Raw genomic sequence first — 13,636 nt, forward strand, 5'->3', positions numbered from 1 at the left:
CTTTTGCCAATACCAAAAGGAGGTATGTACCATGGCCAAAAAAGCGCCAGAAGTGGGAGAGTACCAATATGGTTTCCACGAAAAAGACGTATCCATTTTCCGTACACAGAAAGGTTTGACGAAGGAAGTCGTTGAACAAATTTCTAATTATAAAGAAGAGCCGAAGTGGATGCTTGATTTCCGCCTGAAGTCTCTTGAGCAGTTTTATAAAATGCCGATGCCACAGTGGGGTGGCGACCTCCAGGAACTGAACTTTGATGATATTACGTATTACGTAAAACCATCTGAACGTTCCGAGCGTTCGTGGGATGAAGTTCCGGAAGAAATCAAGAATACGTTCGACCGTCTTGGAATTCCGGAAGCGGAGCAGAAATACCTTGCCGGTGTATCTGCCCAGTATGAATCCGAAGTGGTTTATCACAACATGGAGAAAGACCTGGAAGATATGGGTGTAATCTTTAAGGATACCGATTCAGCTCTTAAAGAAAACGAGGACCTTTTCAAAGAATATTTCGGTAAAGTCATTCCTCCATCCGACAACAAATTCTCAGCGTTGAACTCTGCGGTCTGGTCCGGTGGTTCCTTCATCTATGTTCCGAAAAATACGAAGGTGGAAACGCCGCTTCAAGCCTATTTCCGTATCAACTCTGAAAACATGGGACAGTTCGAGCGTACGCTGATCATTGCTGACGAAGGTTCTTCTGTCCACTATGTAGAAGGCTGTACAGCTCCAACGTATTCGTCCAGTTCCCTGCACAGTGCGGTCGTTGAAATTTTCGTTAAGGATAATGCGTACTGCCGTTATACAACGATCCAGAACTGGGCCAACAACGTCTACAACCTTGTTACAAAGCGTGCGGTTGCTGAGTCCAATGCAACGATGGAATGGGTCGACGGTAACCTCGGTTCCAAGTTGACGATGAAATATCCAGCTGTCCTTCTTAAAGGAGAAGGAGCCCGCGGTATGACGTTGTCCATCGCTCTTGCTGGTAAAGGCCAGCACCAGGATGCCGGTGCGAAAATGCACCACCTGGCGCCGAATACGTCATCGACCATCGTTTCCAAATCCATCTCCAAGCATGGTGGTAAAGTAACCTACCGCGGAATCGTGCAGTTCGGCCGTAAAGCCGAAGGCGCTCGTTCCAACGTTGAGTGTGATACGCTCATTATGGATAACGAATCTACGTCAGATACGATTCCATACAACGAAATCATGAACGAGAACATCTCTCTTGAGCACGAAGCGAAAGTTTCCAAAGTTTCTGAAGAGCAGCTGTTCTACTTGATGAGCCGTGGTGTTTCTGAAGAGGAAGCAACAGAAATGATCGTGATGGGCTTCATCGAGCCATTCACGAAAGAACTTCCAATGGAATATGCCGTTGAGATGAACCGCCTGATCAAATTTGAAATGGAAGGTTCCATCGGTTAATCGAATACAGAAGCCGCACAGATCCCGTTCTGTGCGGCTTTTTTTTGTGGGCAGACACAGAATGGAGAAGCAGAAGCGGGCAGGATGTTTTATGAATAGAAAACATGATACTATAATATTATCTATAATGAGTTGAGGAAGGTCCCTTATGTTTCTTTTAATGTTTTTGATTGGTGTTGTGACGGCTTTAGTGGGGAGCATCGCCGGCCTCGGCGGCGGTGTTATTTTAGTGCCTGTGCTCCTCTTTTTGGCCGATCATCTTCCAGCCTTTGACTGGGTGAGCCCCCAGTCCATCGTTGGAGTTTCACTGGTCGTTATGATTTTCACCGGTATGTCGTCGACGATTTCGTATATCCGGCATAACCGGGTGGATAAAAAAATCGGCTTTATCTTTTTATATGGAAGTATTCCTGGAGGCATCTTCGGTTCCTGGCTGAATCAATTTTTTAAAACAGACGGGTTCTCTTTGTTTTTTGGGATTGTAATGATACTCGTTTCTCTCTTGTTTTTTATTCCGAGGAGACCACCGGGCACACCGTTGTTCACAAGCGGGATTAAAAGAGAGAGAACAATAAATGGACAAACGTACACTTATCAAATGCCTGTATGGCTCGGGCTGTCCTTGTCTTTTGCTGTTGGCATGCTCTCGGGTCTGCTCGGCATCGGCGGCGGTTCTTTGATGGTGCCTGCGATGATTCTGCTGTTGAATATTCCCCCGCATATCGCGACGGCTACATCGATGTTTATGATTTTCTTTGCCAGCATCACGAGTTCAGCCACCCACGTTGCAATGGGGCATGTGGACTGGGGCGTCACGCTCTGGTTTATTCCAGGGGCCTATGCAGGAGGGATGCTTGGAGCTGAAATCAACCGTCACCTGAACGGGAAAGCAGTGGAATGGTTCTTAAGGATTCTGCTGATTATGATAGGGATACGCTTAATCTGGCAAGGGTTAGGGTGAGGAGACTGATGATGAAGGAAAAACTGCACGTATACTATACAAGTGATCTTCATAGTCACTTTGAGAATTGGCCCCAGATTGTCGGCTATTTTCGAGAGAAGAAAAAAATCCATGATCAAAAAGGGGAAGACTACTGGCTGTTGGATAACGGCGATCACGTCGACCGTTTTCATCCTATAACCGAAGGATTGATGGGCAAGGGAAACGTTGACCTATTGAATCAGGCTGGTTATTCCGTAGCGACCCTTGGAAATAACGAAGGGATTACACTTGCCAAAGAGGACCTTCATAAACTCTATGACGAAGCGGACTTTCACGTGGTCTGTGCCAACCTGGAGTGTTTGGAATCTCCTGCACCGGAATGGCTCAAACCGTATCATATCCTCCACTCCAGCCGAGGCACGAAGGTAGCCGTCATTGGTTTGACGGCCCCTTTCCAAGCCTTTTATCAGAAACTTGGCTGGGACGTCCATTCACCATATGACTGGCTGGATAAGCTGCTGCCGGAAGTGAAGGAAAAAGCAGACATCGTCGTTCTATTATCCCACCTCGGGATCAATGAAGATGAAGAGATCGCACGAAGGTACAATGGAATTGATCTCATTATCGGAGGCCACACGCATCACCTTTTTCAAAACGGCGAGCATGTAGAAGGTACGCTGTTGACAGCCGCTGGGAAGCACGGCACCCATCTCGGGGAGGTGCTGTTGGAATGGGATTGCGAGGGCGGTGAAATCACCAGGAAAGAAGCTTATGCGGTCCCTACAGAGCAGATGAGAAAAGACGATCAGGTGACCGAATACTTAAGGTGGATCCGCGGGGAGGCTGTACGCCGTCTGGAAACCCCTGTAGCCTATTTGAAAGAGCCGATGCATATTGCCTGGTTCCAGGACAGTCCGCTTATGTCCAGACTTACGGAGCAGCTCCGCACATGGACTTCATCTGATATAGCCATGTTGAATGCTGGCGTTCTTCTGGACCATCTGCCGGCCGGGGATATTACGTATGAGGACGTTCACCGGATCTGTCCGCATCCGATGAATCCATGCAGGGTGGAGTTAAGAGGAGATGAACTTCTTGAAGTCATCCGGGCGGCTCATACGAAGAAGCTGACGGAAATCCGTCTGAAAGGGTTCGGTTTCAGAGGAGAAGTTATAGGCAGAATGGTTTTTGCCGGCGTTGATATTGAACGACGGCAGGATGAGGACGGAGAAGAGCGTGTCGTTCAAGTGCTGTACAAAGGCAAGCCTGTGGAATACGATCAGACGTACAGCTTTGCTACAGCAGACACATTTACGTTCGGTCGTTTCTTCCCGGAAATTGCTTATGCAGAAACGAAGCAGTATTTTATGCCGGAACTCTTAAGGGATTTACTGAAAAAAGAACTGAAAAAATAAAATGATCCCCCTGCCGGGAAAGAAAGCGGCAGGGGGATTATTTTATTGTCTCCCTGTGCTGTATGAGATGTATAAAGATATCCTGTATTTCTGCGAAAGGGACTATCTTTGGTGATTAGAGAAAGGGCGCTCCTCATATATATAGAGGGGGAGGGTGCCTGTATGCCTAAAAACCGAGTGACTAAACGATCCACCATAGGCAGGCGGATTGTCATCAGCCTGTTGTTTTTCGCCCTTTTCACGGTGCTGAGTCTCTGGTATATCAACAGAGGGGTGACGCCGGCGCTGGTCGAGATTGCTGAAACAAAAGCCCAGCAGCTGGCAAGAGATGCCATTAATGAAGCTGTAAGCAAACAGATTGCAGAAGACCTGCAATTTAATGACTTGGTTAAGATGGAAAAAGATGATCAGGGAAATGTCGTTTATATGGGATGGAACTCTGTGCTTGTCAACCGAGCTCTCCGGGATACAACCATCAGGGTCCAAAATTTCCTGAAGCGGATGGAGCTTGGTGAACTGCCGATGGAAGATACGACACTGGAACCGGACCTCGACCCGGATCGGACTCCGGAAGAGCAGGGGGAACAGCCCGCAACACTCATTGAACTTCCGATTGGGATGGCTACCAACAACAGTCTGCTTGCCAACCTTGGACCCAAGGTGCCTGTACAGCTGCGTGTCATTGGAGATGTTCAGTCTGAAGTAGATATTGAAATGACGGAATACGGAATCAATGCCGCCTTGTTTGAATTGACCATCCACTTTGAGGTAAATGTTCGAATCGTCATCCCTTTTTCCACAGAAACGACGGTCGTCACCAACAATATTCCAATCGACCAGGCTACGATTCTCGGGGAAGTACCGGAATATTTCGGAGGCATGTCCGGAGGTGACGGCGGGAACCCTTCGTTCTCCCTTCCTATGGAGCCCTTGCAATAATGGCCGGTCACTGATACAATACCAAAGAACTGAATATGCGTGACCTTATCAGATCGGTGAGGTAGAGGCGCAGGCATCATGAGTAGCTGATGGGAGTTTGACAAGCCGGGATCATTAGTGAAAGGGAAGGCCTGCCGAAGTGTGGCTGAACACGTCAAGTTTTGACACGCTGGTGTATACCTGAAGAAGGCATACACTGTCATGCATGCTTTTGGGTGCATGGGGCGCTACTGATCGAAATGGAGGATAATCAAGTTGTCTGCAGACAGTGATGGATTATTTTCTGTCATTGTTTTTTTATTTTATTCCTCATTTTATACCCACCAGTAGCCTTCCATTCCCGTAACATCAAGATATACGGAGGGGAAACACATGGAAGGAACCATCTTTTCTTTAGTTCCAGCAATACTTATGCTTATCCTTGTCTTAGTCACAAGGCGCGTCATCTTGTCCCTTGGGATAGGGATTATCGTCGGAGCATTCATGCTCACACAAATGGATATTGGAGCAGGTCTGGGCTTGATCTGGTCTATATTTGCCGGTATTTTCGTCAGCGAAGGGGCGTTAAACACAGGGAATCTGTATCTCTTGTCCTTTTTATTTCTGCTCGGAGTCGCCACAGCCTTTATGACGGCCTCCGGAGGCAGCCGCGCTTTCGGTAAATGGGCTGTTGAAAGGATCCGGACGAGAAAAGGGGCCAAGCTCGTTCCGTCCATTCTAGGTATCATCATTTTTATTGATGACTACTTTAATGCTCTTGCAGTCGGACAGGTCGCACGTCCTGTAACAGACCGCTATAAAGTATCCAGAGCCAAACTGGCCTACTATATAGACTCCACTTCAGCGCCGATTACGGTCATATCACCGATATCCAGCTGGGGAGCTTATATTATCGGAACGATTGGAAGCATTCTTGCAGCCAATGAGATTTCGAACTATCAGGCTTTTGAAGCTTTTGTTCTTATGATCCCGGCAAACTTCTATGTATTTGCAGCACTGCTTCTTGTATTTTTGACGATTTATCTGCGTCTGGATATTGGTCCGATGAAAAAGCACGAAAACAGAGCCAAGGATACAGGCGAGCTTCACAACCCGGATAGAGGGGATGTGCCCGGCGACTTGAACAATGAATTCAAGGAGCATGACAACGGGAAGATTTCCCACTTAATCTGGCCGATTGTAACGTTGATCATCGGTACAGTAGGAATGATGGTTTATACAGGAATTCAAAGTTCAGAAGGAACCGCGGATATCCTTTCCATCTTTGCTAACACAAACGTAAACATTTCCTTGTTTGCCGGAGGGATCATTTCCGTAGTCACAGCCCTGCTTTTATATGTCGGGCAGCCGTCACCGAAATCCGGTTTGCTGCACGTATTTCTACAAGGGTTTAAAGCGATGCTGCCGGCGATCTACATTCTGATTGCTGCCTGGATGATCGGCGACATTATCAGCCGCCTGCAGACAGGGGAATATCTCGCCCAGCAGTTCAGTCAGGCGGATGTGAACATCGCCTATCTTCCGCTGATCATCTTCCTGTTATCCGGTTTTATGGCCTTATCTACAGGAACGTCCTGGGGAACTTTCGGAATTATGCTTCCGATCGCTGGAGAAATTGCTGCTGTCACCGATCCAGCATTCCTTCTTCCAGCCCTTTCAGCCGTTCTCGCTGGTTCTGTGTTCGGTGATCACTGTTCACCGATTTCCGATACGACGATCCTTTCGTCCACAGGAGCGGGAGCCAACCACATTGATCACGTATTGACCCAGCTGCCATATGCCATCATTGCAGCTGTGGCTGCCTCGGTCGGTTATGTTGTGCTGGGCCTTACAGGACAGGTTTGGGTGCCGCTGCTGCTGTCCCTTATCATTGTTCTCATCACAGCTCTGGTCATTCACAAACTGAATCCCGAAAAAAGATAGAAAAAATGATGAGTTGAAAAGAGGGGGAACTTCTGTTAAACAGGAGTTCCTCCTCTTTATTTATTATCTCTTTACAAGCTGTAAGGCAGAGAAAGCATGCCTCTGTCTATTTCATTCCTAAGTCCTAAGACTTCCTGATCCGGTATTTTCTGAAAATTTTAAAAATATTTTGACAAGCCTATGCGCTGCCGTTATAATTTAAAACAGAATAATCAGAAAAATAAAAAATGAGGGACATTTATCACCGTTCCTCTCAGGGAGGTCTTTCACATGGAAAATCGCGCACAATGGGGTACACGTGCCGGATTTATCCTGGCAGCCGTAGGTTCTGCCATTGGTTTGGGGAACATTTGGCGTTTTCCAGCTGTTGCTTATGAAAATGGAGGAGGAGCATTTTTTATTCCTTACTTGTTCGCTCTTCTAACCGCAGGTATTCCTCTATTGATCATGGAGTTTACCATCGGTCATAAGTACCGTGGATCTGCACCGTTGTCCTTTTTCCGGATGAGCAGAAAAGCAGAGTGGATCGGCTGGTGGGGTGTGCTGGTCGCGTTTGTTATTTCCACTTATTATGCGGTCATTATCGGCTGGGCCATTTCATACAGTGTGTTTTCGTTCAATTTATCATGGGGTGATGATACCGAAGGCTTTTTGTTCAGTGACTACCTTCAGTTATCTGTGAATCCCGGCGAGACCGGAAGCCTCGTCCCCGGTGTACTGATTCCTCTGCTTATTGTGTGGGCGATTACACTTGGAGTTCTATTCAAGGGAGTTAAAAAAGGAATTGAGACTGCGAACAAAATCTTCATTCCTACACTTGTCGTCCTTTTCATGATCATTGTTATACGTGCCCTTACACTTCCGGGAGCAGCACAGGGGCTGCAGGCTTTCTTCGAACCGAATTTCTCAGCGATTATGGACAGTTCGGTATGGGTCGCCGCCTATGGACAGATTTTCTTCAGTCTTTCTATTGCTTTTGCTATTATGATTACTTATTCCAGTTACCTTCCGAAAAAATCGGATATTACAAATAACGCGTTTATTGCCGGTTTCAGTAATTCAGGTTTTGAACTGCTTGCTGGTATCGGAGTATTCGCTGCCCTCGGCTTCATGGCTTCCCAGAGTGGAGTGCCTGTAAACGAAGTCGTTAGCGGCGGGGTGGGACTTGCCTTTGTTGTCTTCCCACAGATCATTAATGAATTTCCAGCATTGAATGGATTGTTCGGATTTTTGTTCTTCCTTTCACTCGTGCTGGCCGGATTGTCTTCCTTGATTTCCATTTCGGAGACATACGTAGCCGGGATCAGCGAGAAATTTGGAATTTCCAGAACGAAGGCAGTCGCTTTCGGCGGCGGAACAGCAGCCGTTATCTCTCTGTTGTTTGCTACGCAGGGCGGATTGTTCTTCCTGGATGCTGCTGACTATTTCATCAACCAGTTTGGTGTCGCTTTCGTCGGGCTTGTCGAAGTCGTAGTCATTGCCTGGTTCCTTCGTAAGCTCAATGATTTTCAGTCGCACGCTAATGAAATATCCGATATCCGTCTCGGAACATGGTGGAAAGTGTCCCTTGGACTTATTACACCACTCGTACTTGGATATATGATGTTCGACCTGTTTAAAACGAACCTGGCGAAAGAATTCGACACAGAAACAGGAAACTACGAAGGATACGCAGATGGGTTCATTCTTTTCGGTGGCTGGTTTGTGGCAGCGTTCGCCCTCATTGTCGGAGTGTTGATGATGTTTAAACGCTGGAACGCCAAAGCTTTCGAAGAGGAAAAAAAGGAGGTAAGCTGACATGACAGCAGGTGCAGTAATTACCATGGTTATCGGAATGGTTGTCATCTGGGGAGGTCTGGCAGCGAGCATTACGAACGCTGTGAAAAAAGCTAAATAATCAAAGGCGCCGCATCTGCGGCGCCTTTTAGTTTGTGCCATGATCGAGCGTTTCACTTGCCCTTTCAAGAAGTGTGATCATTCCCTTTCCGCAGATAAAGGTATCCAAGTTTTTTTTCGTTATGCTGCCTGGCTCCCTATTAACTAATGTTTGCGCTTTTCTGATTTTTCTTTTAAAATAATATCGCATTTGATTATAACTTTTGTAGGGGGGGTCATATTGAATAAGATTGAGCGAATAATGAAGCCCATTCATATAGGGTTCACAACACTATGTTTAATTTATTTACTTTTAGTATTTATCACTGATATAGTTTTATCTCCACCAATTCTTTTTGCCTTTTTCATTGTCATTCCGTTGGGTAGGGCAAGTTTCCGACAAAGTGAAGGCCATAAAATTGATGCTATTGCCTCTCTTGGTTTGAGTTTGTTTTTCTTGGCAGCACTCGTTATTTATTTAATTTGAAAAGAACGCCCTTCCATTGAATGAAGGACGTTCTTCTTTTCAGCTCATCATTTGATCAGATGAAGTGGAGTGTTCGGTGGTGTTAGCTGAGGCTGTGCCCGCGGCAAGCATCCACCGATAAACGGAACATGGTCATCCACAAGATGGGCTTTTTTTATTCTGCCATCCGTTCCCATCGTCTTAGGAACGGATAGGGATCGAAGGACCATTCATTCTTCCCATTATCCTGGTACATCCCGTAGTGCAGATGCGGTGGAAACTTACCGGACGTGCCCGGCGGCCCGTAACCCGAAGCACCAACGGCTCCGATAACATCGCCAGGCTGAACGACGTCGCCGACTTTAATCTCTTTGGAAAAGTTCTGCAGGTGGGCGTAATAGTGATAAATGTTGTAAATATCACGGATTCCAATGCGCCAGCCTCCATACGTATTCCATCCCTTCATTTCGACGACGCCGTACGTCGTGGATTTGACAGGAACTCCGTAGCCGGCAAAGATATCGGTTCCTTCATGAATCCTCCGTCCACCAAATCCCCGCGCATCTCCCCATGTACTCCGGTAACTGTAGTTGTACTGTTTAGGAAGAGGGAAATCACGGTTCGTTAAATGCACCGTTTTGAACGTGCGGAATACTTCGGCGGAATGCATAATCGTCTGAACGGTTAAATCCCGCTTGTAGTATTGAAATAATGCAATCTTGATATCATCTTCTGTGGTTCCGAACGATTTTATATACCGGCCGAGCGACCATAGTACGTCCTCATCGTTATGGATGTCTGCTTTTTCATCTCCATTGCCGTCTGACCCCCATCCATCAGGGGAAACGGCAGAAGGGAAAGCGTCAGTGGTGCCTGTCCAGAACAGGGGATCAAATTCGATAGCTGTAACCCGGCCTTCATCAGGATCATCGTGTACCTGACGTTCATACTGGTCGACAGCCGCGAGATATTCCCACGGGATATCGGTAACGGCTGAAGTTTTTTTATAAAGGGCCATCCGCTCCTGGCTTTCTTTTTCATCTGGTTCTGCATGGACAGCTCCAGTTGAAAAAGAGAGAACGGCCATCAAGATTCCTGTCACGAGTGCTGTACCTTTCATATTCTCACCTACAACAAATTGATACTCTTAGGATGAACAAAGAATCTTCAGGTATGAATGGTAAATTCGGGAGGCTAATTTTCCATCTCGGTCTCTGCTTCTGTATTCGTATTTGGCCCTACATTCGGCTGATTTGGATTGGTTTCATCCACTTTTCCTTGAGGGGACTGCTTCATTTTTTTAATGATACTGCTGATGGTACTGTTATATCCTTCATCATAGACGGTGGAGTTGCTCAGACTTTGGACATCTCCAAAGGAAGCTGGATTATCGGACACATAAACGTGGTAAAAACTCGGGACAAGGGAATAGGCGGTTTTCTGAACCATGTCGGCGGCTGTTTGTCTATCGGTGTCATCCGCACGCTTATAGGCAACAAGCACTTCGTTGTCCGTTACAGCTGTGGCTACGTCATCAAACTGCTCGTATCGTAAAATCATGCGGGAAATCATATCCGCCATTTGTTCTCTGTTCACTTTAATCTGACGGTTTCTTTCCTCGTCCTGGTCCAGCTGGTTTTTCTCGAAGCGCACATAGCCGACCTGGCCGTCTTTCGGTTCGGTATTGTATCCGTCCATAGCATTTCCGCTGAGCGTATCACCGTCCATCAACTGTTGAGCTTCTTCTTCCTTCGTCTCCTGGCATCCGGCTAGAAGACCGCAGAGGAGAAGAGTGGCAGCCATTTGTTTAAGCTTCATCATAGATCCTCCTTGCCATATGGGTGTATTTTTATAGTGGGCACTTTTGTTGGAAACATACCTGTTCATTTTTTCAGGACGTTTCCTTCCTGTTGGAAAAATGTGATACACTAATGGGTAGATAGAGGTGATGGATGTGATTGAAATTTCAGGTAAAACGTTTGATATTCTGGAGGATCACCAGGAGGGCTTTCAGCAGGAAGAAGTGGAAGGCCGCTTCAGCGACATATTGAATAAATATGATTTTATCGTAGGGGACTGGGGGTATGGTCAGCTCCGTCTGAAGGGATTTTACGACGATCAGAATTCCAAGGCGACCTTCGATACGAAAATCAGCACTTTGGAAGATTACTTATATGAATACTGCAATTTTGGCTGTGCTTATTTTGTTCTTAAGCGGATCCGACAGTAAAACCGGCGTGTTTACAAAACACACGCCGGTTTTTTTAATGATCTTCCTGGGAGGGTTTAATATCAGCGTTTGATTCGTCGTGCAGGGGATGGGCTCCATCCTCCTGACGGGGCAGATCTTCATGAAGGGACTTGTACTCGTAATTAAACGCACTGTAATACCTCTGCTTATTTGTCCATGGGGAACTTTTCTCATTGGAAACTGGCTCATGCTTATTCCGGGGGGATCCATAGGCTCCTTCCGGAAGCTGTTCCGGGACCAGATAGTTCCGCTGGGCTTCCACGTTGGCAAAATCGGAATAATCTTTCTTTTTCTTGTCATTCATCCTATTCGACCTCCTTAGGCTTAGAGTGAGCGTAAGGAACGGATTTATGCTACAGGAGATATGGAAGATAGTTTCTGAGCTCTTCGGCTTCCATCGCACTCAGCTGGAATAAATGCTCCAGGTATCCGTCCCTGTTGATGTTCTCTTCATCCAAAAGCCCCTGCCTGTTTTTAGGCAGGTTGATGACGAGAGATTGGTCTTGGAAATACTCTGCCTTCATAATAGCAAGCTCGAATCGATGACTGCCTGCGGTAAATGAAACGAATCGTGTGCTTGTATCCTGGGTAACATCTTCTAATAGTGGACGTTGGTACATCTTTTACACTCCTTTTGTTCGTGCTCTTCTGCATAGTTATCAGGTAGTATATCCATTACGCTGGAATTTATCGACCGAAAATAGTTGTGGTATGATAACGGTAGCATGGACTTTAACAGTCAGGAGGATTTTACATGTATTTTGTGGATCGGGAGAAAATCGAAAAGATCTTATCTTATATGGCAACGATACAAGCAGAAGTGAGAAAGCAGGGGTTTTCCTCATTCCGGGAGAAGCTTGTACTGGAGCGTTTGACACACCTTACTGTCGAGGCTGTACTAGATGTCGGCAATATGATGATTGATGGTTTTATTATGCGTGATCCGGGCAGTTATGATGATATTATCGATATTTTGTTGGATGAAAAGGTTCTTCCTGCTGAACATGAGGAAGCATTTAAACAGTTCATTCAGTTAAGGAAGATGATCGTCCACGAGTATACAGAGGTGGATCATGAGGCTGTCGAACGTGCGTGGGCGACGCATCAACATGCACTGGAAGCTTTCCCGGAGCGGATCCGCATGTACCTCGATCACGAACTGGGTCCTGTATCCGCTTTTTCAAAAAACACTACGAAAGGGGAAGCCTGATGAAACATTATCAGGGATACCTGGTGGATTTGGATGGGACGATGTATAAAGGGGAAGCGGCCGTGGACGGGGCTTCGCACTTTATTGACCATCTGATCGGTCTTCAGGTCCCTTTTTTATTTTTGACTAATAATTCCTCCCGTACGCAGGATCAGATTGCAGCGAAATTAAACAAGCTTGGTGTGAAAGCCCGGCCTGATCAAGTGTATACAAGCAGTTTAGCAACGGCTGACTTCATCAAGGAGAAGAAGGAGCAGGCACGAGTGTATGTAATCGGGGAGGAAGGTCTTCATAAGGCTCTTACAGACCGGGGCCATATCCTTGTGGAGGAGGAGGCAGATTTTGTAGTCATCGGCATCGACCGGGAAATTTCCTATTCCAAGCTTGCCAGGGCCTGCCTCGAAGTGAGGAAGGGAGCCGGTTTTGTGAGTACGAACAGCGACACAGCCATTCCGACGGATAAGGGGATGCTGCCTGGAAACGGAGCCATGACAAGTGTTGTTGCTGTTAGTACAGGTGTGGATCCCGTCTTTGTCGGTAAGCCGGAGCCGATCATTATGGAGCGGGCTTTAAAGGAGCTGCAGCTTCAGGCGGATCACGTATTGATGGTGGGCGACAACTATCACACCGATATCCTCGCCGGGATGAAAGCAGGGGTGGACACGTTGATGGTGGAAACCGGACTGAGCTCATTCCATGAGATAGAAGCTCATACCCATCAGCCTACCTATAAAAAGCTGAACTTACACGAGTGGTTAGTTGAACTTAAAGAATAAATAATAATCACCACCTGCCTCATGGGGCAGGTGGTGATTTTTTTATAAGCTCTGTTAAAGTCTGTTGTTGATATTTTAAATGATTACTAAATCGTCTCCGTCTGGAATTAGGGTCCGGTCCGTTGTTTACTCAGAGCATGGGATGGCAGGGAAAACCGTCCGCTTTCCGCGGGGAACGATGAGCCTCCTCGAACTTCGTTCTCCGGGGTCTCACCTTGTTCCTTTTTCCCGCAGGAGTCTACCTGTTTTCCCTGCCATCCCTTTCGTAGTGGTGTAACGGACTTCGGTTATGTCCTTTCTAATTCCCCTTCTTTGAAGAGGCGGCCTTGGGAATGGCGAGACTCCTGTGGGATGAAGGTACATCGTGAGACCCCGGAAGGCGCAGCCTGAGGAGGCTCACGGTACCCCA

Annotated in this window: 15 protein-coding genes and 1 riboswitch; of the genes, 11 read left to right on the forward strand and 4 right to left on the reverse strand. The window is 46.8% G+C overall.

The annotated features are described in order from the left end of the window. Window positions 1-31 precede the first annotated feature (31 nt). From sufB to ACXAJH_RS12170, 8 genes are all read left to right on the forward strand, one after another. Window positions 32-1,429 (forward strand): Fe-S cluster assembly protein SufB, encoded by a 1,398-nt coding sequence (gene sufB, locus ACXAJH_RS12135; RefSeq protein ID WP_474969305.1) that lies wholly within the window; start codon window positions 32-34, stop codon window positions 1,427-1,429. A gap of 148 nt (window positions 1,430-1,577) precedes the next feature. Next, on the forward strand, window positions 1,578-2,390 hold the full coding sequence (locus ACXAJH_RS12140) for a sulfite exporter TauE/SafE family protein (protein WP_474971100.1): 813 nt from the start codon (window positions 1,578-1,580) through the stop codon (window positions 2,388-2,390). Between the two features lie 11 nt (window positions 2,391-2,401). Beyond that, the gene (locus tag ACXAJH_RS12145) at window positions 2,402-3,787 is read left to right on the forward strand and encodes a bifunctional metallophosphatase/5'-nucleotidase (RefSeq protein WP_474994086.1); all 1,386 of its coding nucleotides are present in this window, start codon (window positions 2,402-2,404) and stop codon (window positions 3,785-3,787) included. A 162-nt stretch (window positions 3,788-3,949) separates the two neighbouring features. Continuing rightward, the gene (gene yunB, locus ACXAJH_RS12150) at window positions 3,950-4,726 is read left to right on the forward strand and encodes a sporulation protein YunB (protein ID WP_027956424.1); all 777 of its coding nucleotides are present in this window, start codon (window positions 3,950-3,952) and stop codon (window positions 4,724-4,726) included. 54 nt (window positions 4,727-4,780) lie between these two features. Beyond that, window positions 4,781-4,964, forward strand: a riboswitch (Lysine riboswitch). Window positions 4,965-5,098: 134 nt separating this feature from the next. After that, on the forward strand, window positions 5,099-6,649 hold the full coding sequence (locus tag ACXAJH_RS12155; RefSeq protein WP_474994088.1) for a Na+/H+ antiporter NhaC family protein: 1,551 nt from the start codon (window positions 5,099-5,101) through the stop codon (window positions 6,647-6,649). A gap of 270 nt (window positions 6,650-6,919) precedes the next feature. Next, complete coding sequence (locus ACXAJH_RS12160; RefSeq protein WP_474969301.1) at window positions 6,920-8,446, forward strand: sodium-dependent transporter; 1,527 nt, start codon at window positions 6,920-6,922, stop codon at window positions 8,444-8,446. Between the two features lies 1 nt (window position 8,447). After that, a complete protein-coding gene (locus ACXAJH_RS12165; RefSeq protein WP_156896525.1) occupies window positions 8,448-8,546 on the forward strand; it encodes a MetS family NSS transporter small subunit in 99 nt (32 codons plus the stop codon). 219 nt (window positions 8,547-8,765) lie between these two features. Continuing rightward, window positions 8,766-9,011 carry a hypothetical protein gene (locus tag ACXAJH_RS12170; RefSeq protein WP_474969300.1) on the forward strand — a complete coding sequence of 82 codons (246 nt, stop codon included), beginning with the start codon at window positions 8,766-8,768 and terminating at the stop codon, window positions 9,009-9,011. Window positions 9,012-9,165: 154 nt separating this feature from the next. On the opposite strand, the gene ACXAJH_RS12175 is transcribed toward ACXAJH_RS12170, so the two are convergent. Continuing rightward, complete coding sequence (locus ACXAJH_RS12175) at window positions 9,166-10,077, reverse strand: M23 family metallopeptidase (RefSeq protein WP_474994131.1); 912 nt, start codon at window positions 10,075-10,077, stop codon at window positions 9,166-9,168. Window positions 10,078-10,184: 107 nt separating this feature from the next. Continuing rightward, window positions 10,185-10,808 carry a YhcN/YlaJ family sporulation lipoprotein gene (locus ACXAJH_RS12180; RefSeq protein ID WP_474994090.1) on the reverse strand — a complete coding sequence of 208 codons (624 nt, stop codon included), beginning with the start codon at window positions 10,806-10,808 and terminating at the stop codon, window positions 10,185-10,187. Between the two features lie 136 nt (window positions 10,809-10,944). Here ACXAJH_RS12180 and ACXAJH_RS12185 point away from each other — a divergent pair, with 136 nt between their 5' ends. Beyond that, entirely contained in the window at window positions 10,945-11,220 is a 276-nt protein-coding gene (locus tag ACXAJH_RS12185) for a YutD family protein (protein WP_474994092.1), read from the forward strand. 34 nt (window positions 11,221-11,254) lie between these two features. Here ACXAJH_RS12185 and ACXAJH_RS12190 read toward each other — a convergent pair whose 3' ends face one another. Both ACXAJH_RS12190 and ACXAJH_RS12195 read right to left on the reverse strand, forming a co-directional pair. After that, window positions 11,255-11,545 carry a cytosolic protein gene (locus ACXAJH_RS12190; RefSeq protein WP_474969298.1) on the reverse strand — a complete coding sequence of 97 codons (291 nt, stop codon included), beginning with the start codon at window positions 11,543-11,545 and terminating at the stop codon, window positions 11,255-11,257. A 49-nt stretch (window positions 11,546-11,594) separates the two neighbouring features. Then, a complete protein-coding gene (locus ACXAJH_RS12195) occupies window positions 11,595-11,861 on the reverse strand; it encodes a DUF3055 domain-containing protein (protein WP_474969297.1) in 267 nt (88 codons plus the stop codon). Between the two features lie 134 nt (window positions 11,862-11,995). On the opposite strand from ACXAJH_RS12195, the gene hepT reads away from it, so the two are divergent. Further along, the gene (gene hepT / locus ACXAJH_RS12200) at window positions 11,996-12,451 is read left to right on the forward strand and encodes a type VII toxin-antitoxin system HepT family RNase toxin (protein WP_474971105.1); all 456 of its coding nucleotides are present in this window, start codon (window positions 11,996-11,998) and stop codon (window positions 12,449-12,451) included. After that, the gene (locus ACXAJH_RS12205) at window positions 12,451-13,227 is read left to right on the forward strand and encodes a TIGR01457 family HAD-type hydrolase (RefSeq protein WP_474971106.1); all 777 of its coding nucleotides are present in this window, start codon (window positions 12,451-12,453) and stop codon (window positions 13,225-13,227) included. Before hepT ends, ACXAJH_RS12205 begins: the two co-directional genes overlap by 1 nt. Window positions 13,228-13,636: the final 409 nt, after the last annotated feature.

The sequence above is a fragment of the Halobacillus sp. ABD4_316 genome (assembly GCF_056161385.1).

Coding starts and splice junctions, on each gene's coding strand:
- ACXAJH_RS12195 (WP_474969297.1), bottom strand. CDS start 11,861: ATGTACCAACGTCCACTATTAGAAGATGTTACCCAGGATACAAGCACA.
- ACXAJH_RS12205 (WP_474971106.1), top strand. CDS start 12,451: ATGAAACATTATCAGGGATACCTGGTGGATTTGGATGGGACGATGTAT.
- ACXAJH_RS12155 (WP_474994088.1), top strand. CDS start 5,099: ATGGAAGGAACCATCTTTTCTTTAGTTCCAGCAATACTTATGCTTATC.
- ACXAJH_RS12180 (WP_474994090.1), bottom strand. CDS start 10,808: ATGAAGCTTAAACAAATGGCTGCCACTCTTCTCCTCTGCGGTCTTCTA.
- ACXAJH_RS12140 (WP_474971100.1), top strand. CDS start 1,578: ATGTTTCTTTTAATGTTTTTGATTGGTGTTGTGACGGCTTTAGTGGGG.
- hepT (WP_474971105.1), top strand. CDS start 11,996: ATGTATTTTGTGGATCGGGAGAAAATCGAAAAGATCTTATCTTATATG.
- ACXAJH_RS12175 (WP_474994131.1), bottom strand. CDS start 10,077: ATGGCCGTTCTCTCTTTTTCAACTGGAGCTGTCCATGCAGAACCAGAT.
- ACXAJH_RS12190 (WP_474969298.1), bottom strand. CDS start 11,545: ATGAATGACAAGAAAAAGAAAGATTATTCCGATTTTGCCAACGTGGAA.
- ACXAJH_RS12145 (WP_474994086.1), top strand. CDS start 2,402: ATGAAGGAAAAACTGCACGTATACTATACAAGTGATCTTCATAGTCAC.
- sufB (WP_474969305.1), top strand. CDS start 32: ATGGCCAAAAAAGCGCCAGAAGTGGGAGAGTACCAATATGGTTTCCAC.
- ACXAJH_RS12165 (WP_156896525.1), top strand. CDS start 8,448: ATGACAGCAGGTGCAGTAATTACCATGGTTATCGGAATGGTTGTCATC.
- ACXAJH_RS12160 (WP_474969301.1), top strand. CDS start 6,920: ATGGAAAATCGCGCACAATGGGGTACACGTGCCGGATTTATCCTGGCA.
- yunB (WP_027956424.1), top strand. CDS start 3,950: ATGCCTAAAAACCGAGTGACTAAACGATCCACCATAGGCAGGCGGATT.